The 19,207-nt window shown below is 48.2% G+C and carries 13 protein-coding genes; 8 read left to right on the top strand and 5 right to left on the bottom strand.

Features of this window, described 5'->3' with window-relative positions; genetic code table 11:
- Positions 1-121 precede the first annotated feature (121 nt).
- Entirely contained in the window at positions 122-2,698 is a 2,577-nt protein-coding gene (locus RUMAL_RS14770; RefSeq protein WP_013499485.1) for a translation factor GTPase family protein, read from the top strand.
- Between the two features lie 467 nt (positions 2,699-3,165).
- Positions 3,166-5,775 carry a dockerin type I domain-containing protein gene (locus RUMAL_RS14765; protein WP_013499484.1) on the top strand — a complete coding sequence of 870 codons (2,610 nt, stop codon included), beginning with the start codon at positions 3,166-3,168 and terminating at the stop codon, positions 5,773-5,775.
- A gap of 314 nt (positions 5,776-6,089) precedes the next feature.
- Here RUMAL_RS14765 and RUMAL_RS14760 read toward each other — a convergent pair whose 3' ends face one another.
- The gene (locus RUMAL_RS14760; RefSeq protein ID WP_013499483.1) at positions 6,090-6,944 is read right to left on the bottom strand and encodes an AraC family transcriptional regulator; all 855 of its coding nucleotides are present in this window, start codon (positions 6,942-6,944) and stop codon (positions 6,090-6,092) included.
- A gap of 315 nt (positions 6,945-7,259) precedes the next feature.
- Between RUMAL_RS14760 and RUMAL_RS14755 the strand changes: the two genes are divergently transcribed.
- Together RUMAL_RS14755 and RUMAL_RS14750 are read left to right on the top strand one after the other, a co-directional pair.
- Positions 7,260-8,159, top strand: coding sequence for a hypothetical protein (locus tag RUMAL_RS14755; RefSeq protein WP_013499482.1), 900 nt, complete (start codon positions 7,260-7,262; stop codon positions 8,157-8,159).
- A 52-nt stretch (positions 8,160-8,211) separates the two neighbouring features.
- Positions 8,212-10,287, top strand: a complete 2,076-nt coding sequence (locus RUMAL_RS14750; protein WP_013499481.1) for a glycoside hydrolase family 3 C-terminal domain-containing protein — start codon at positions 8,212-8,214, stop codon at positions 10,285-10,287.
- Between the two features lie 119 nt (positions 10,288-10,406).
- Here the strand turns inward: RUMAL_RS14750 and RUMAL_RS14745 are convergent, their stop codons facing one another.
- Positions 10,407-12,038: a class I adenylate-forming enzyme family protein gene (locus RUMAL_RS14745; protein WP_013499480.1), complete on the bottom strand. Its 1,632-nt coding sequence runs from the start codon at positions 12,036-12,038 to the stop codon at positions 10,407-10,409.
- A gap of 306 nt (positions 12,039-12,344) precedes the next feature.
- On the opposite strand from RUMAL_RS14745, the gene RUMAL_RS14740 reads away from it, so the two are divergent.
- From RUMAL_RS14740 to RUMAL_RS14730, 3 genes are all read left to right on the top strand, one after another.
- Positions 12,345-13,541 carry a GTP-binding protein gene (locus tag RUMAL_RS14740; RefSeq protein ID WP_013499479.1) on the top strand — a complete coding sequence of 399 codons (1,197 nt, stop codon included), beginning with the start codon at positions 12,345-12,347 and terminating at the stop codon, positions 13,539-13,541.
- A gap of 55 nt (positions 13,542-13,596) precedes the next feature.
- On the top strand, positions 13,597-14,865 hold the full coding sequence (locus RUMAL_RS14735; protein WP_013499478.1) for a hypothetical protein: 1,269 nt from the start codon (positions 13,597-13,599) through the stop codon (positions 14,863-14,865).
- 68 nt (positions 14,866-14,933) lie between these two features.
- Positions 14,934-15,890 (top strand): TIGR03943 family putative permease subunit, encoded by a 957-nt coding sequence (locus tag RUMAL_RS14730; RefSeq protein ID WP_013499477.1) that lies wholly within the window; start codon positions 14,934-14,936, stop codon positions 15,888-15,890.
- 77 nt (positions 15,891-15,967) lie between these two features.
- Here RUMAL_RS14730 and RUMAL_RS14725 read toward each other — a convergent pair whose 3' ends face one another.
- Positions 15,968-16,657 (bottom strand): hypothetical protein, encoded by a 690-nt coding sequence (locus RUMAL_RS14725; protein WP_013499475.1) that lies wholly within the window; start codon positions 16,655-16,657, stop codon positions 15,968-15,970.
- Positions 16,658-16,925: 268 nt separating this feature from the next.
- On the opposite strand from RUMAL_RS14725, the gene RUMAL_RS14720 reads away from it, so the two are divergent.
- Positions 16,926-17,558 carry an SH3 domain-containing protein gene (locus RUMAL_RS14720; RefSeq protein ID WP_013499474.1) on the top strand — a complete coding sequence of 211 codons (633 nt, stop codon included), beginning with the start codon at positions 16,926-16,928 and terminating at the stop codon, positions 17,556-17,558.
- Between the two features lie 95 nt (positions 17,559-17,653).
- Here the strand turns inward: RUMAL_RS14720 and RUMAL_RS14715 are convergent, their stop codons facing one another.
- Positions 17,654-17,860, bottom strand: coding sequence for a type II toxin-antitoxin system antitoxin (locus tag RUMAL_RS14715; RefSeq protein ID WP_013499473.1), 207 nt, complete (start codon positions 17,858-17,860; stop codon positions 17,654-17,656).
- A 3-nt stretch (positions 17,861-17,863) separates the two neighbouring features.
- Positions 17,864-18,892, bottom strand: coding sequence for an SPFH domain-containing protein (locus tag RUMAL_RS14710; protein WP_013499472.1), 1,029 nt, complete (start codon positions 18,890-18,892; stop codon positions 17,864-17,866).
- Between the last annotated feature and the right edge of the window lie 315 nt (positions 18,893-19,207).

Here is a 19,207-nt window from a genome sequence, read left to right as displayed (position 1 = left end):
TATGTATTCGGGGTCATTTTAAGACCTTTACAATTTCAAACAAATATGTTACAATAAATTAAATGCTGACCATGTGGGTCTGTGTGCATGAATTTGGATATGATAAGGCTGGTATAAATATATGAACAAAAAAGCAGTAATAGGCATACTCGCCCACGTTGACTCGGGCAAGACAACGCTATCGGAGGCTATGCTGTATAAAAGCGGGGCTATCCGCAAGCTCGGAAGGGTGGATCACAAGGACGCTTTCCTTGATAATAATGCCATTGAGCGTGATCGCGGTATAACAATATTCTCCAAACAAGCAGTCTTTGAGTACGGCGGAGTGGGATTCACTTTGCTGGATACTCCCGGCCACGTTGACTTTTCAGGCGAGACCGAGCGTACTCTCAGGGTGATAGATGCGGCGATACTGGTCATCAGCGGTACCGACGGTGTACAGCCCCATACCAAGACCCTTGCACGTTTGCTGGAACGCTATGATATACCGACTTTTGTATTCGTTAATAAAATGGATATGGACGGTGCACGTAAGGATTTTGTTATGAACTCCCTGACCGCTGCCATGGGCGACAGATGTGTTTCCTTCGCTCAGCCCCGTGATGAACTATATGAAGCCCTGTCCCTCTGTACCGAGGAGATGATGGAGGAATACCTTGAAAACGGTGAGATCACCGATGAAAAAATGATATCGGCTATTGAATGCAGAAGACTGATACCCGTTTGCTTCGGTTCTGCTCTCAGGCTGGAGGGCATTGAGGGTCTGCTGGACTGCGTTTCAAGGTATATCCCACTTCCCGAGGAGAAGTCCGGGTTCGGCGCGAAGGTATACAAGATAACCGAGGACGGCGGCGCAAGACTTACCCACATGAAGATAACCGGCGGAAGTCTGGCAGTGAGAGATGTGCTTACCTATACCGACCGCGAGGGTGAGGAGATCACCGAGAAAGTCGGCAGGATAAGGGTGTACAGCGGCGAAAAAGCGAGAAATGCCGAGGAAGTTTCTCAGGGTGAGGTCTGTGCAGTGCCGGGATTAACTTCCACGTTTGCAGGACAGGGTCTTGGGGCTGAACCTACCGATACCGAGCAGATACTTGAACCGGTTCTTACCTACCGCGTGAAAGCGCCCGAGGGTGTGGACGAGCATACACTCCTTGGCAGGCTCAGGATCCTTGAAGATGAGGATCCCACCATGACCGTCAATTACAATGAACAGCTCCACGAAGTCACAGCGGCGCTCATGGGCGAGGTCCAGGCTGAGGTGCTGAAGCGGATTGTCAGCGAGCGTTTTGGCATGGATATCGAGCTTGGCGAGGGGCGCATAGCCTACCGCGAAACTATAGCTGAGCCCGTGGACGGTGCAGGTCATTTCGAGCCTTTGCGCCATTATGCCGAGGTTCATCTGCGCCTTGAACCCCTGCCCCGCGGAAGCGGTCTGGAGTTCTACAGCGACTGCAGTGAGGATATCCTCAGCCGCAACTGGCAGAGGCTGATACTTACCCACCTGAAAGAGAAGACTCACCGCGGCGTGCTGACCTGTTCGCCTATTACGGATATGCGCATAACTCTTACTGCGGGACGTGCGCACCTTAAACATACCGAGGGCGGAGATTTCCGTCAGGCGACTTACCGCGCTGTAAGGCAGGGTCTGCGCAAGGCGAAAAGTATCCTGCTGGAGCCTTGGTATGCCTACAGGCTGGAGATACCTGCGGCTAATGTGGGCAGGGCGCTCACCGACCTTGACCGCATGGGGGCGCACTGCGATCCCCCGGAGACTGACGGCGAAAACGCTGTTCTCACGGGTACTGCCCCTGTATCGAAGCTGAGGTTCTATCATACCGAGGTGGCAGGCTACACCAAGGGGCTTGGAAGGCTTAGCTGTCGTGCGGCAGGCTATGATACCTGCATAGATGCTGACGAGGTCATCGCTGAGATAGGCTATGATCCAGATTCCGATACCCACAATTTTGCGGATTCCGTATTCTGTTCCCACGGTGCGGGACACGTTGTTCCGTGGGGCGAAGCTGATGAACATATGCACGTAAGCCCCGAAACAGGCAGGCGGCAGTATCAGCAGGCGGAGGAAGTCCGCACCCGCGCTGTGGATTTTGTACGGCGTGCAGTTGAGGATGAGGAACTCATGGCGATATTCGAGCGCACCTACGGTTCCATAAACCGCAAAAAACGTGATGCTATGCGTACCCCGAAAGAGGTCACAAAGACCAAAGCTAAGCCGCGCCCTGTGCCAACGGGTCCCGAGTATCTCCTTGTGGACGGATACAATATAATATTCGCATGGGACGACCTTAAAAAGCAGGCGGCGGAAAGTCTTGACCTTGCGCGAAGCACGCTGATAAACCGCCTGAGCAGTTTTCAGGGGTGCAGGGGATGCGAGATGATAATAGTCTTCGATGCGTACCGCGTTAAAGAACCCGAACATATCGACAAGGCAGGCAGCGTAAGCGTGGTGTATACCAAGGAGGCTGAAACTGCTGACACCTATATCGAAAGGACTGCGCATCAGCTGGCAAAGGATCACCGCGTAACAGTAGCGACATCCGACGGACTGGAACAGGTTATAATCATGGGTTCGGGCGCACGGAGAATGTCTGCGAGCGATCTTAAACATGAGGTGGAATCCTCCGAGAGGGCTGTCCGTGAGTATATCGAGAAGCTGAATTCCAAAAGGCTGAAATAGTCAGTGGCGGAATAACGAAAAATACTCGTTAACAAAACGTTTACAATTATCTAGTCACTTTGGGTGATGTGCGTTCGGGCAAAATGGTATATAATACATACATAAGATACAGAGAACACAAAAAACTCCGTATCCGCTTAACATTGAGAATTACCACTTTTAACCCGACTTTATAAAAAACAACAAGATCAAGCTCAAAGGTTTTGGCCAAGGACCTCTGAGCTTGATTTTGTTTTATATGGTTTTTCCGCCTGCGATATTTATTGTAAGGCGGATATTTTTTGGAACTTTGTGGAATATACACAAACAAGGCTTTGGAAATTCAGCTTATATTCCTGAATAAATTTGTTGAACTTGAAGTTAAAACGTGTTATAATTAGTATAATACCAGTGGAAATTCACTATATTGATAAACACAAACATGACCTTTTACAACAAAGGGATCGAAAGTAAGGAGGGTGACCGGAATGACTAAAAGGCTGATGAAGGATCTGCTTGCAGCTGCGGTGGCATCAGCGGCACTGTGCGGCACTATGATCGGTGCGCATGCTTATGACCTTGAAAGGCATACGCAGGCAGAGATCAAGGATATGTATAATAAGATGTATTTCGATCTTCATGATGTATCGCAGTACAGTGAAGGTTACTCCGCTGAGTACCCGACTTACGCGGGAAAACTGGAGCAGGACACCCTGGATGACGGACTGGATTCGGTGAACTTCTGTCGATATCTGGCAGGTCTGCCCTATGATGTTGAGCTTGACAGCACCTACAATGAACTGGCGCAGAATGCAAGCCTGATAATATACATCAACAAGGTGCTTAGTCATACCCCTTCCAAACCTGCGGTCATGAGCGATGCTGTATACGAACTGGCTTACAAGGGCTCGGGTGAATCGAATATCGGTAAGGGATATATGAACATACAGGCTTCGGTAACAGAGGGTTATATGGCTGATACCGATGAGAGCAATATCTCAAAACTGGGACACAGACGGTGGCTGCTCAATCCAGATATGCAGAAGACGGGTCTTGGTGCGGTCTATGACAGCACTGCCATGTACGTAAGGGATAAATCACGCAAGGAAAAATTCACGGGTGATTATATCTGCTGGCCGCCTGCGAATATGCCCTATGAGCTTCTTGGTGAAAACAAGAACGGCTATGCCTACTCGGTTACGCTGAACACCAAGACATATTCCAAGCCCGAAAGGGACAAGGTAAAGGTAACACTCACATCTAAGCTTCTCGGCAAGACATTTACGTTTGATAAGAACTCACCCTCCGATGTTTCTAAGCTGGTGGGTTATTTCAACGTGAGCGATGCCAACATAACATCCAACAACAACTGTATAATATTCAACCCCGGCATACTTCCGAGGAACGATGTTATTGATGTCAGGGTCACCGGCATATACGACAAGGACGGAAATGAAAAGCCTGTAAGCTACAAGGTCAATTATTTCGATCTGCTGGATGCGGACGATTATACCCTCGGATTCCCCGAGGACAAATACGAAGTAGAACTTGGAACTTCCATGCTGCTGAAAGGTTACGATCATCCACTGAGCTCAGGCGGATACCGTATATGGAACTACTGCGAAACAGGCGGCAGGATACGTGATTATTTTGATATGATACAATCGGGCGGCAATATATACTTCACAGCCAAAAAGGAGGGTGTTGTATACCTCTATGAGGGTACCGCCGATGATTCCTTTGATGATATATACACCAAGGTGACTGTGACCCACAAGCATACAAGGGGCAGCTGGATAGTTGAGAAGGCTCCCACGGAAATGGAAGCAGGTTCAAGATTCAGGGTGTGCAGTGAATGCGGCAGGCAGGTGGACAGGGAAGTTATGCCTGCGACCTCCGTTGCTGCGGCTGATATAGAGCTCGCAGAGGATAGGTACGTGTACAGCGGAGAGGCGATAGAGCCTAAGATCAAGGTGCATTCGGGCGGCAAACGTCTTACTGAGGGCACTGATTATACTGTTAGCTACAAGGATAATGTGTACGTAGGTACTGCCAAGCTGACAATAAAGGGCAAGGGCTATTTCAGCGGCACCAAGACAGTTGATTTTGCCATAGAAAGGCGCGAGCCTGTTCAGCTGAGCAAGCTGAACATAACTGTTAAGAGCGACGGGCTCATATATACGGGCAGAGCCATAGTGCCAAAGGTCACAATAAAGGAGGGCGCTTACACCCTTGTGAACGACAAGGACTATACCCTTCAGCTTGAAGATAATATCAATGCGGGCACAGGTAAGCTGACCATAAAGGGCGAGGGCGATTATCTCGGCACCAGGAGCTATAGTTTTAAGATAGAGCCCGCGGATATAGGCTATCCCTGGAGCGTTGACAGGATAGAGGACGTAAGGTACACAGGCAGACCGATAATGATAAGGCTGGAGCTGAGAAGTCCCGTATCGGGTGAGGCGCTTGTTGAAGGCGAGGATTACACAGTAGCCTATGCAAACAATGTGGGTATCGGCAAGGCGACTATCACTGTCACGGGTATGAAAAATCACAGCGGTACAGCAGCGATGGATTTCAACATAGTATCCCCCGAGGACTACAAGGGTCCCGAACAGCGCGATGATGTTATTGATGTAGACTGCAATACAGGTATATTGATAAAAGGCGGCAGCAACGATACAGAGGTGATATTCGTCGATAAGGACGGCGGAGTTACCAGAATGTACGCCAATGCTGACGGCACCCTCTATACGAACCTACCCGAGGGTGAGTACACCGTTTGGATAACAAGATCATCATATATGTCGGTCAGGACAGAGATAAGTGCAGGCGATGATTATGTGTCGGTAAAGGCTGATATATTCAGGTACGGAGATATCAACAAGGACGGTCTGGTAAATGTTACGGATACATCCATGTCAGCCGCATTCACTAAAGGTAAACGCGTGCCAAAAAACGATGAGCAGCGTATGCTTTCGGATGTGAACCGTGACGGAAAGCTGAATGTTACCGATACTTCAAAGATAGCAGCACATTCAAAAGGAAAGAAACAGCTGTCAGTAACAGATATCCCACCCATTCCCGGCATCAGCTGATGACATAAGGACGGTGTCCGTACAAAAGTTAATATTATTTATCGGGGGAAACTTTTCTGAAGAAAAGTTATCCCCCGAATCCGTCTGCAAAGGCTTTGCTTTTGCAGATCCAAACAGACTTTTAACTCTTTTGGGCAAGATTTTTTTTAAGACAGAAAAAGACAGGGGGTAGCTACGTTTTAAAACATAGCTACCCCCTGCCAAAAAGAAATATAAGTTTTCGTAAAATGGGGGTCAGCATCAGCGAAGCTGACGCTTGGGATTTCCAAAATAGATAGCATAAACTTCTGTACGGATACCGTTCCTGGTGTTTATCAGTCGCCTGTTACGTTGGTGAGTTTATACAGCTTACGGAACTCGGTGGGAGTACAGCCTTTGATCTCCCTGAAAACTCTGTTGAAAGTAGTAAGGCTGGAAAAACCTACCTGCATGGCAGCCTCGGTTACGGATATATTCTCATCCAGCAGCAGCATTTCGGCTGCTTTGATACGTCTGTGATTGAGGAAGCTGATGAAAGTGGTGCGGCTGTATTTCTTGAATATACGAGAGAAATGGTACTTGCTGTAGCCTGCCATTTTAGCCAGGTCATCGAGGGTGATATTGTACATATAGTTCTGCTCGATATACTTTATTATACTGCCGAATTTTTCCATATACTTCTCGTCATCGTACTTTACGGCGCTTATCTGATTCTCCTTGATCCTTGCGAGGAGAGTAAGCAGTTTTATGTAGATGTAAACTTCGGAAAGCACATCGAAATTGCTGTACAGCGTATATATCTCCTTTATGAGATTGCCGAGAGAGGTACGGAGCTCCTCGTCATACTCCCTGCCGAACATCACAGGAGATTTGAGCACCGAGTAGAGATCGTACAGTGCGGGATTTGAGCTGATGCTTCTGTTATCGAAAAGCATTATTAGCCTTCTGCCGGACTGTGCCTTCATTGAATGGAGAGTACCGGCAGGCACTATGAGTATATCCCTTTCGTGCAATTCGTAGGTCTTGCCGTCACATATAACGGTATAGCCGTTAGTGAGCGGCATGACGATCTCGATGGCATTGTGCCAGTGGAGAGGATATTCCTCATTGTCAACGTTATCGTAGATAAGAACGCTTCGGTTCTCGATATAATCGACAGTCTCGAAATCACCGTCAAGATGAACTATCATATAATTTCCCCCATTTGATACACGGCATATACAGCATACCGCAGTACACATCCCTGCCGCGCGTTGATTGCTTAACTTTACAAAAAGCATATCTGTCAGCAAAAGTGCAGACAGACAAAAAATTGCTACACCCTATTTGATATTATAGCACAATCCTTTTGATTTTTCAATATATTAAACAGAGTTTTCTATAATTTATAACAATTTTTTTATAAGAAATAAGCAATATTTGTGACCGATAACGCAAGAAATGAGTTGAAAAAAATGTCAATATAGTGTATAATCAGATAATAAAATGCAACCGGAGGTGCTGTTATGAGCGTTAAGATCTCAGAAAAAGAATATAAAAGCTACGGCAAATGTGTGTTTATAGAGAATGATGTGTGCGGACTGGCTGTTACGGTGGAGTTCGGACCCAGAGTAATATACTTCGCGCTGAACGGAAAAGAAAATGTCATGCTTGAGGACGAGGAAGGTTCTTTCACTGTTGATGTGGAGGGCTACGGCACATGGCGCAACCGCGGCGGTCACAGGCTGTGGGTAGCTCCCGAGCTCATACCGGAGACCTATAATCCCGATAATGATCCTGTTGCATATAAGGCTGAGGGGGATACTGTGACCTTCACGCCTCCTGCTACTCCATTTGGCAAGCAGCTTGAAACAGTTATTACTCTTGATGCTGATAAGCCGATAGTCAAAGTCACACAGCGTATAAAGAACGTTGGCGACAAGGAAGCAGATTTCGCACTGTGGTCCATAACCGGACTTACAGCAGGCGGTACCGCTGTTATACCAATGTGTACCAGAAAGTCCGGCTATCTGCCAAACAGAGTTATGAGCCTGTGGGATTATTCGGATATCAACGACCCCAGATTCAAGCTTACGAACGAATACGTCCGCATAAGACAGGATAAGTTCATACAGGGAGCTTTTAAGGCAGGCTTCAATGTTGAAGACGGCTTTGCGGCTTACGCTGTTAACGAGCAGATATTCGTCAAGTGTTTCGGAGAGTATCAGTTTGTTGAGTATCCCGATTACTCCTGCAATTTTGAGATGTATACAAACAGCAAGTTCCTCGAATGCGAGATACTTGGTGAAAAGAGAAAGTATCAGCCCGGCGAGACCGCAGAGGTCACCGAGACCTGGCATCTGCTGGACAACAAGGGCGATGTTGAGCCCGAGCTCGATAAGATAAGAGCGGCTGTAGGTAAATAATATACGGTCGGAAAGATCATGATATAGATTATGAAAGGTTAGGAGGAAGATCATGAAAAAATACCTTGACGAAACACTTTCGGCACAGGAAAGAGCCGAAGCACTTACCGATGAGATGACAACCGAGGAGCAGGCAAGTCAGCTGAGATATGATGCACCTGCTGTTGAAAGACTGGGCATACCCGCATACAACTGGTGGAACGAGGGTATACACGGACTGGCACGTTCCGGTGTGGCAACTATGTTCCCTCAGGCTATCGGTCTGGCGGCTATGTTCGATGATGAACTTACCAAGAAGACTGCAGAGGTCACCTCTGAGGAAGCAAGAGCAAAGTACAATGCTTACTCCGGTGAGGAGGACCGCGATATCTACAAGGGTCTTACTCTGTGGGCACCTAATATAAATATCTTCCGTGACCCCCGCTGGGGCAGAGGTCATGAGACCTTTGGTGAGGATCCTTACCTGACCACAAAGAACGGCATGGCTGTTGTAAGAGGTCTTCAGGGCGACGGCAAGGTTATAAAGGCTGCAGCTTGTGCAAAGCATTTTGCTGTACACAGCGGCCCCGAGGCTATACGTCATTCCTTTGATGCAAAGGCAAACGCAAAGGATATGGAAGAAACATATCTTCCTGCATTTGAGGCACTGGTAAAGGAAGCCAAGGTAGAGAGCGTTATGGGCGCATATAACCGCGTGAACGGTGAACCTGCCTGCGCAAGCAATTTCCTGATGGACAAGCTGAAGGAATGGGAGTTTGACGGCTATTTCGTTTCTGACTGCTGGGCTATACGCGACTTCCATGAGAACCACATGGTAACTGCAAATGCTATCGAATCCACAGCTATGGCACTGAAGGCGGGCTGCGATGTAAACTGCGGCTGTACCTATCAGAACCTTCTGGTAGCGCTGGAAAAGGGCGCTGTAACCAAGGAGGATATCCGCACAGCTTGCGTACACCTGATGCGTACAAGGATACGTCTGGGTATGTTCGACAAGAAGACAGAGTATGATGATATCCCCTATGACAAGGTGGCTTGCAAGGAACACAAGGCTATATCCCTGGAGTGCGCTGAAAAGTCACTGGTAATGCTGGAAAACAACGGCATACTCCCTGTTGATACAAGCAAGTACAAGACTATTGCAGTTATAGGTCCCAATGCTGACAGCAGAACAGCACTTGAGGGCAACTACAACGGTCTTTCAGACAGATATACCACATTCCTGAACGGTATCCAGGACAGATTCGATGGCAGAGTCATCTTCGCTGAGGGCTGCCACCTGTACAAGGACAGAGTTTCTAATCTGGCACAGGCAGGCGACCGCTATGCAGAGGCTGTTGCTGCTGCTAAGTTCGCTGATATGACAATACTCTGTCTTGGTCTTGATGCTACTATCGAGGGCGAAGAGGGCGATACAGGCAACGAGTTCTCATCGGGCGACAAGAACGGTCTGACACTGCCTCCTCCTCAGAGAGAACTGGTAAAGAAGATAATGGCAGTCGGCAAGCCTGTTGTAACAGTTGTATGCGCAGGTTCCGCTATAAATACCGAAAGCAAGCCCGATGCGCTGATACACGCTTTCTACCCCGGTGCAGAGGGCGGCAAGGCACTGGCTGAGGTTCTCTTCGGTGATGTTTCACCTTCGGGCAAGCTGCCTGTAACATTCTATGAGGATACTGATAAGCTGCCTGAGTTCACTGACTATTCCATGAAGGGCAGAACTTACCGCTACACCACCGAGAACGTACTGTATCCCTTCGGCTACGGTCTTACCTACGGCAGCGTAAAGGTGACAAAGGTAGAATACAAGGACGGCAAGGCAGTAGTTACCGCAGAAAACAGCGGCAAGGCTACAGAGGACGTTATACAGCTGTACATCAAGGATTACAGCGAACACGCAGTACCCAATGTCAGCCTGTGCGGATTCAAGCGCATCAAGCTGAATGAGGGCGAAAGTGCTGTATTCGAGATAGAAGTACCTGAAAAGGCATTCACAGCCGTTGATGACAACGGTGTAAGAAAGGTGTTCGGCAGCAGGTTCACACTGTTTGCAGGAACATCTCAGCCCGACGCACTCAGCGAAAAGCTGACAGGCATCAAGTGTGCAAGCGTCGAGATCAATAAATGACATATCTCCCTAATTACCCATTATACAAGCGAAAAGCTCTCGTCCTGAGAGCTTTTTGCTTTTATACAGCAAAACAAAAACGCCGCGGAGGCAGGTGCTTCCGCGGCGTGATGAATTTATTAAGAGTTGTTCTGTTTTGCCACAACGGATTCGCCGCAGTATATCTTGCGGAGAACGGGCTTTTCGATCTTGCCTGTGGGGTTTCTGGGAACATCCGCAAATATGACCTTGTGGGGTCTCTTGTAGCGGGGCAGTTTGTGGCAGAAGTCGTTGATATCTTCCTCGGTGCAGGTCATGCCATCCTTGATCGAGATTATGGCAGCTGCGATCTCACCCAGACGCTTATCGGGCAGACCGATGACCGCAACGTCCTTGACAGCAGGGTGCGCACGCAGGAAGTCTTCTATCTGTACGGGGTAGAGGTTCTCACCGCCGCTGATGATAACGTCCTTCTTTCTGTCAACGAGGAATATGAATCCGTCCTCGTCCTCCTGTGCCATATCACCTGTGAACAGCCAGCCGTCCTTCAGGGTCTCCTCGGTAGCCTTGGGATCGCGGTAATAGCAGGTCATTACACCGGGACCCTTTACGCAAAGCTCACCCACTTCGCCGCGGGGAACAGTCTCTCCGCGTTCATCTACTATCTTGACCTCCCAGCCGAAGCCTGCCTTACCGATAGCGCCAACCTTGTGGATATTCTCAACACCAAGGTGTACGCAGCCGGGGCCTATGCTCTCGCTGAGACCGTAGTTGGTATCGTACTGATGATTCGGGAACAGCTTCTTCCACCTGGATATAAGTGAGGGCGGAACGGGCTGTGCACCGATATGCATAAGTCTCCACTGGGAGAGCTGATATTTGCTTATGTCGATATCTCCTCTGTCAACTGCATCGAGGATATCCTGTGCCCACGGCACCAGCAGCCATACGATAGTGCAGAGCTCGCTGGAAACAGCTTCAAGGACGAACTTGGGCTTTACACCTTTGAGTATAACAGCCTTGCTGCCTGATATCAGGCTGCCGAACCAGTGCATCTTGGCGCCTGTATGATAAAGGGGCGGTATGCAGAGGAACACATCGTTTTCGGTCTGACCGTGGTGTGCCTGTTCAACTCTCGCGGAATGTACAAGGCTCATGTGCTTGTGGAGTATAGCCTTGGGGAAACCTGTAGTACCCGATGAGAAGTATATAGCCGCATAGTCATCGTCTGTAAGTTTTATATCGGGTGATGCGCTGGAGCAGTTTGCAGTAAGTCTGTCATAGTGCTCAGCGAAGGTGGGACATCCCTCACCAACGTAGAACAGCAGACGGTTCTTGCTGATATCGTCAACTATCTCCTCAACTCTGCCGATAAACTCGGGACCGAATACAAGTATATCCACCTCGGCAAGCTCGACACAGTACTTTATCTCATCGGCGGTATACCTGAAATTCAGCGGCACAGCAAGTGCGCCTGTTTTGAGTATACCGAAGTATATCGGCAGCCATTCAAGGCAGTTCATCAGCAGTATTCCGACCTTGTCGCCCTTCTTCACGCCGCGGGATATGAGCAGGTTTGCGAAACGGTTTGCCTTCTCGTTGAATACCGACCATGTTATCTCACGTCTGTAAGGAACATCGGCAGTTGGCTCGATAAGTTCGTATTCCTTCCATGTTACGCGCTTTTCGCGTATCTCGGGATTGAGCTCCACAAGAGCGGTCTTATCGGGGAATTTTGCTGCATTGTTTTCCAAAAATTCTGTTATTGGCATTATTTACTATCCTTTCCGAATCGTTTTGTCACAGAGTACTTCACTTTGCCCTGTGAAAGTATAAAAGCTGTAAAGTACAAAAGCAATTAAATTAATTTTATCATATCCCGCAGGAAAAGTAAAGGCTTTTCCCGGCTTTTTTTACACAAAAATAGGGGCTCGGCTTACAGCATTTTGCACAAGGGATGACAGCTGTATCAAAGAGTTTCGGGGGGTGCAGGTGGTTGATTTTTTCGGGGAAATGTGCTATAATAAAAAATGAGAAAGTGTATGATCTCATAATCAATAGAAAGAAGTGTTATTATAATGACCAAGATCACCATTTTCAGCGGCTTCCTGGGCGCAGGCAAGACCACGCTGATAAAGAAACTCATCGCTGAGGGCTACAACGGCAAAAAACTCGTACTTATAGAGAATGAATTCGGTCAGATAGGTATTGACGGCGGATTCCTGCAGGATGCAGGCGTTGAGATAACTGAGATGAATTCAGGTTGTATATGCTGCTCACTGGTGGGCGATTTCGGCAAGGCACTTGTCCAGGTGCTTGATACCTACAAGCCCGACCGTATACTCATAGAGCCATCGGGCGTGGGCAAGCTCAGCGATGTTATCAAGGCAGTGCAGGATATCCACGCACACGATGTTGTACTGGACGGTTTCACAACTGTTGTTGATGCTGCTAAGTGCAAGATGTATCAGAAGAATTTCGGTGAGTTCTTCAACAACCAGATAACCTATGCAAGCTGCCTTATCCTCAGCCATACCACAGGTGTTCCTCAGGAAAGACTGGACGATGTGGTAGCAAGGCTCCGCGCCCTGAACGACAAGGCTCCCATAGTTACTACCGAGTGGGACAAGCTGACAGGCAAGCAGCTCACTGATGCCATGACACAGAAGAATACTCTTGATGACGAGCTGAAGGCTCTGCTTGAAGAGGAGCATGAGCATCATCATCACCATGACCACGACGAAGATGAGCATGAGCATCATCATCACCACCATGACCATGACGAAGATGAGCATGAGCACCACCATCACGAACACGGCGAGGACTGCACCTGCGGCTGCCATGATCACGACCATGACCATGAGCATCACCACCACGATCACGACGAGCATGAGCATCATCACCACGATCACGATGAGCACGAGCATCATCACCACGAACATGACGAGCACTGCACCTGCGGCTGCCACGACCACGATCATCACCACCACCATGCAGATGAAGTATTCACCAGCTGGGGCAGAGAAACTGCAAAGAAGTTCACAGCCGATGAGATACGTGCAGCGCTGGAGGCACTTGAGGATGAGAAGAAGTACGGCTATGTTCTGCGTGCAAAGGGCATCGTAGAGGGTACTGACGGCACATGGATACACTATGACTATGTTCCCGGTGTGCCCGATGTAAGAACAGGCTCGGCAAGCACCATAGGCAGACTTTGTGTTATTGGTGCAGAGCTCAAGGAAGAAGCTGTTGCAGAGCTGTTCGGTGTGCAGTAAGACAATATTATAAAATACGGCTGAAAAAATCATATACCGAAAAGGAGGTTACAGCATGGAAAAGTCAAATCACGAGATCAGGAAGGATCAGTTTTATCCCAGAAGCTTTCAGGGAGAGGACGGCAGCACGAAGTATGCGCCTTTTGATAACGGCGGAGAGAGATTCGAGTACAGCAGCGAGCTGAACGGCAGGATCTTTGAAAGGGTCACGGTAAAGTTCAGCATGGACGGCGAGGACGCACAGTTCAGCGGAGTGTGGCACGGACATATATTCACCGAAGATGAGATATCCGTGCTGTGTGACGGCGGAAGCATCACCTTCGATTCGGTCGAGGGCGACAAGATATATACCGTGACGGGAAGCCTTAAAAAGATACAGAAGGAGATAGACCCCTTCAACGTGTCTTTCAATTCAAGCTACAAGCTGTACAATACTGCCGAATACGAATTCGTGCCCGATGTATTTCCGGGGAAGTACGTGCCGAAGATAACCGAGTTCGACAAGAAGACCCTGTATATATACAACGAGGGCGAGCTCGTTGAGATGAGCTTCCTCTGCAGGGAGCTCCCCGATGCGGCAGCGCTGAACCGTCTGCTGGGCGGGGGCATAATCGAGGTGGTAGGCAAGGAGTTCTCCGAGAGCGGACAGCCTGCGGCTTACTACGGTTATGAGCTTAAAAAGGCTTCGTCAAAATACGGCGGCTGTGTTATACACTACAATGACGGCAGCTATATACCGCTGAAAAACAGCCTTGGGGAGTACAGGTTCCTGTACGAGAGAAGTCTTGCTTCGGGAGATCTTACGGTGACACTGAGCAGCTTCTCCATGCCTAAGGATATGGATCTTAAAAAGGTGGCTGAGCAGCTGTTCGATATGGATTTTCTCTATGATACCTTCAGCAGCGAAGTGCTTGAACGCGACCTGGATAAATACATGATGCAGGCGCTGAGATGCCCTGTGAGATTTTCCGGCGTATGGTGCGGACACATATTCACACCTGAGGAGATAGGCGCACTCAGCCGCGGTGAAACGGTGGAGTTCGACTACTTTGATGCAAGCGGTACCCTTTGCAGGGTGAAGGGCGGTCTGGAGATCGGCGGTCTGCAGTGCATACTCCAAAAGGAGAGCGGCTCGGTGCTGCTTGACCAGTACGATATCGCACGCGGTTCGTCTGAAAAGCTGGTGCTGCCTGACTATGAGTGCGAGCATGAGTATTACTGCTGCATGACATTTGTGCCTGACGGCGGCATGGGCAAGTTCGTGCCTGTTGCGGAAAAGGACCAGTTTGAATCCTATGACCCTGACGGAATGGTGCCGTTCTGACGGTATGCAACAGATACTTCGGGCGGATATAGCCCGTACTAGATTATATTCGGGAGAGTAAACTGAAAATGAATGAAGATAATTTTATCCCCGTGTACCTGTTCACGGGATTCCTGGAGGGCGGCAAGACCTCCTTTATAAAGCAGACCCTTGAGGACAGGCGTTTCAACAACGGCGACAGGACACTTCTGCTTATATGCGAGGAGGGCATGGAGGAGTACGACACCAAGGACTTCGATAAGAGCCATATCTATCCCCGTGTTATAGAGGATAAGGACGAACTGAACCCTATCAATCTGCAGAAGCTGTATACCGAGGTACACGGTCAGAGAGTAATGATAGAGTACAACGGTATGTGGACGATGAACGATCTGCTGAATGCCCTGCCCGATAACTGGGCGATCTACCAGATAATGAATTTCGTGGATGCTACTACGTTCATGAACTACAATCAGAACATGAGATCACTGGTGGTGGATAAGCTTTCCAACTGCGAGCTTACCGTGTTCAACCGCTTTGACAAGGCGGCTATGGACAAAATGGAGTTCCACAAGATAGTAAGAGGTGTAAGCAGGCGCTGCGATATCGCTTATGAGTGTACCGACGGTACATCGGAGTACGATGATATCGAAGATCCTCTGCCCTTTGATATAAACGCTGATACCATAGTTGTTGAGGACAGGGACTACGCACTGTGGTACAGGGATATCAACGAGGAGCCCGAAAAGTATGACGGCAAGCGTATAAAGCTGAAAGCTATGGCGGCGATGAATCCGAAGTTCCCAAAGGGTACTATCGCACTGGGCAGGAAGATAATGACCTGCTGTGTGGAGGATATAACATTCTGCTGGCTTGCGACCCTTTACGATAAGGAGATAGACCTTACCAGGCCCAAGTGGTTCAATGCGACTTTCACCGTCAAGATGCAGAAGCATAAGCTGTACAAGGGCAAGGGCCCTGTACTGGTGGTAGAGGAACTTACACCTGCCGAGGCACCTGCACAGGAAGTTGCGACATTCTATTGATGACGGCACGTATCACTGGCAATAAAAAATTACGAGCGTATGCAAACGAATGCATACGCTCTGTTTTGTGGTACGGTTTATTTCTTGGTGCCTTCGGATGCGTTGGCAGCGGGTTTGATGCGCTTTTTGCGCTTGGATAAAACGTAGCCTGTTATTAGCGGCAGGGATATCAGCACTAAAGTTGTGCCTGCAACTATCAGCGAGATAGTACGGGGATGTGCGCCATGCCGCTGAAATGTTAGACTGCTGCCGTCTGTATGGAAGCCGTATGGGGTGTCACGGGAATATTCGGTATCCGACGGTGATGTAACACCCAGGATGTTACCGCTGCCGTCAACATAGGCTGCCTTGAAAGCGCCGTAGGCTATGCTCAGATCTATAAGATCGCAGGATGCCGAGGACGAGGATGACATCTTCAGTACCTCTTCATCTGGGTAAATGCAGAGGGTGCCTGCTTTTTTGTGGTGCAGCGAAAGGCTGACATAGCCGTTTTCACTGTATCTGGCTATTTCACTTTCTGCGCTGATATCAATGGGATGACCGCTTTCGGCGCCTTCTGCGCATACTTCCGGGGGCTGTGTGAAATCGGTGTAGTTATCATCGTCAGTCGGCAGCTTCACAAGGATATCCGTATATACAGTTCCCTCAGGGGCGCCGTCTGTTGTTATGTGACCGACAGCAGGGTCATAATGCTTTACGGCAGCGGCAGGGATGGCAAGTGTAAATGTCATCAATGCTGCTGTTAACAGAGCGTACAGCTTTTTCATAAAATCAATCCTTTCAAAAGGTATCTGCTTTTATGATTATATCACCGGCTGAACGTCAAGTCAAATCCGATAATGCGGATATGGTGTATAAACTCCGCAATTTTCGGGCAATATATACCTGAGACCGAAGCGTTTACAATATTAAGAAAATACTAAGGCTTAATGTAACCGAATTTTAATTGACATTTTGTATGTAAAAATGTATAATAATAAGGTAAAATATTTTGTGAGAGCGAAGTGCACAATTTTTTGAAAGGAAGACAGGCAGATGCCCGAGAATAATCAGTATAGAAATAATCACTCACGTCAGCCGATGCATGATCAGCACGGTGGTCAGTACAGACAGGGTCAGCCGAATATGCAAGGCAGACCTGACAGGCAGGCGCAGAGACGCCCCGCTCCTAACAAGCAGGGCGTGAGAAAATCAAGAAGACAGCTGGAAAAAGAAGCTCAGATGGCTTCGGCAGTAAAAGGCATAATCGCTATAATGATAACTTTCCTTATAGTTATCATAGTTATAATGCTTTTCTGGAAGAATCTTTTTCCGGATAATGCAAAGGGTGATGTAGCTACAGGCACGATAACATCGACTGAATATATAGCACCCGAGACCAAGACTGCTACGGAGAATGTAAATTCTAAAAAGTCCTCCAAGAAAAAGACTTCCAAAAAGGAAGAGGAAGAAGAGGATGAAGATGAGAATACACAGAAGATAACCTGTACAGGTGCGGTAATACTGCATCCCGAGCCCTCATCGAGTTCCGCTCAGATAGATGTTATCCCCGGCGGAGTTGAGGTGACCTTCATACGCAACGAGAACAACTGGTTCTACGTTGATTATAACGGACAGAAGGGCTACGCATGGGGCAACTACTTTACAGCACCCGTAGGTGTAAACTAAGCATGAGTACAAAACACTTCCGCTGAGGTGATGCGGAAGTGTTTTTTTGTAAAATATAAGCGGCACTCCCGACGGACGGAAGTGCCGCATTTTTTTTATTCAAAGTCCTTTACATCAAGGTCGGGCGGAGCATCTATGTCCTTGCCTGCATAGCCGCCGTTTTTACGCCGCTGTTTTACACATTCTGTCAGAAGATACTCTATCTGCCCGTTAACGGAGCGGAAGTCATCTTCTGCCCATGAAGCTATATCGTTGTACAACTTCTCTGAAAGTCTCAGCGGTATCTGCTTCTTTGCTGCCATAGCTTAGTACAGGCTGCCCGAATTTACTACGGGCTGTGCATCGTGGTTGCCGCAGAGAACTACCAGCAGATTGGATACCATAGCTGCCTTGCGCTCGTCATCCAGTTCAACAACGTTCTTTTCGCTGAGCTGTTCAAGTGCCATTTCAACCATGCCTACCGCACCGTCTACTATCAGCTTTCTTGCGTCAACTACTGCGCTTGCCTGCTGTCTCTGGAGCATAGCGGCAGCGATCTCGGGAGCATAGGCAAGGTAAGTTATACGCGCCTCGATGATCTCAATGCCTGCATTCTTTACTTTTTCCTGTATCTCATCACGGATACGCTGTGCAACTATCTCGGAAGATCCTCTCAGGCTGCCTTCATCGGCTACGCCGTCGCCTGTGGTGTCAACGTTGGGTGCTACATCATAAGGATAGAGCCTTACGATATTTCTCAGTGCGGTATCACACTGAAGTGAGAGATACTCCTTATAGTTATCTACCTCGAATACTGCCTTTGCGGTGTCAACAACTCTCCAGATAACTGCTATGCCTATCTCGATGGGGTTGCCGAGGCAGTCGTTGATCTTCTGCTTGTTGTTATCGAGGGTCATCATTTTCAGGGAGATCCTCTTGTCGATCTTCGCATAGCCTGTTGCAGGGTTTACAGCACCCTGTCCGCCTGCTGTTGTGGAAGTCTTTGCGGTATCGTTCTTTACATCACCGCTCTGGCGGAGCTTTGTGTTAGCTGCGGGGTTAACGGCTGTGCAGAAGGGGTTTACCCAGTAGAATCCGTCACCCTTGAGTGTGCCCTTGTATTTGCCGAAGAGTGTCAGTACCAGTGCTTCCTGCGGACGGAGAACTTTGAGTCCGATGAAGGGTATCCAGCCTATTGTTGCCCATAGACCCGAGATCACCTTAACAATTATGCCTGCCGAACCTCCGATGCTTATTCCCGCAGGGATACCGAAGAAAGCTGCTATATAGAGTATGGTGAAAAGCATCATCATTCCCATTCCGTTTTTCTTTGTTGATAAAATTTTCTCTGTCATAATGATCGTCTCCTTTATTATATGTTTTGATCGTTCCGCTTTGTTGAATGACTGAATATGCATCGTCGGAAAATAAGCTTATTTCTCTTTATCATAGTTATCCTTCCTTGTTGTCTGCGGTCATCAGAAAGTGCCTGACCTGCGGTTTGTTTCTTTTATATCTCTTTCTGATATCAAAATAATATCACATTTATTTCAAAATGTCAATATCATTTACCTCTGTTTACCTCCGCTTTGTATGCATCAATAAAATCAACACAACAAATATCGTACCCGATATACAATTTTCACATAAACACGTGTAGAACTTTCAGA

The organism is Ruminococcus albus 7 = DSM 20455 (genome assembly GCF_000179635.2).
Taxonomy (GTDB): domain Bacteria; phylum Bacillota; class Clostridia; order Oscillospirales; family Ruminococcaceae; genus Hominimerdicola; species Hominimerdicola alba.
This window is presented reverse-complemented; position numbering and strand designations above follow the sequence as displayed.

Coding starts and splice junctions, on each gene's coding strand:
- RUMAL_RS14740 (WP_013499479.1), top strand. CDS start 12,345: ATGACCAAGATCACCATTTTCAGCGGCTTCCTGGGCGCAGGCAAGACC.
- RUMAL_RS14735 (WP_013499478.1), top strand. CDS start 13,597: ATGGAAAAGTCAAATCACGAGATCAGGAAGGATCAGTTTTATCCCAGA.
- RUMAL_RS14720 (WP_013499474.1), top strand. CDS start 16,926: ATGCCCGAGAATAATCAGTATAGAAATAATCACTCACGTCAGCCGATG.
- RUMAL_RS14765 (WP_013499484.1), top strand. CDS start 3,166: ATGACTAAAAGGCTGATGAAGGATCTGCTTGCAGCTGCGGTGGCATCA.
- RUMAL_RS14710 (WP_013499472.1), bottom strand. CDS start 18,892: ATGACAGAGAAAATTTTATCAACAAAGAAAAACGGAATGGGAATGATG.
- RUMAL_RS14760 (WP_013499483.1), bottom strand. CDS start 6,944: ATGATAGTTCATCTTGACGGTGATTTCGAGACTGTCGATTATATCGAG.
- RUMAL_RS14715 (WP_013499473.1), bottom strand. CDS start 17,860: ATGGCAGCAAAGAAGCAGATACCGCTGAGACTTTCAGAGAAGTTGTAC.
- RUMAL_RS14770 (WP_013499485.1), top strand. CDS start 122: ATGAACAAAAAAGCAGTAATAGGCATACTCGCCCACGTTGACTCGGGC.
- RUMAL_RS14730 (WP_013499477.1), top strand. CDS start 14,934: ATGAATGAAGATAATTTTATCCCCGTGTACCTGTTCACGGGATTCCTG.
- RUMAL_RS14745 (WP_013499480.1), bottom strand. CDS start 12,038: ATGCCAATAACAGAATTTTTGGAAAACAATGCAGCAAAATTCCCCGAT.
- RUMAL_RS14755 (WP_013499482.1), top strand. CDS start 7,260: ATGAGCGTTAAGATCTCAGAAAAAGAATATAAAAGCTACGGCAAATGT.
- RUMAL_RS14725 (WP_013499475.1), bottom strand. CDS start 16,657: ATGAAAAAGCTGTACGCTCTGTTAACAGCAGCATTGATGACATTTACA.
- RUMAL_RS14750 (WP_013499481.1), top strand. CDS start 8,212: ATGAAAAAATACCTTGACGAAACACTTTCGGCACAGGAAAGAGCCGAA.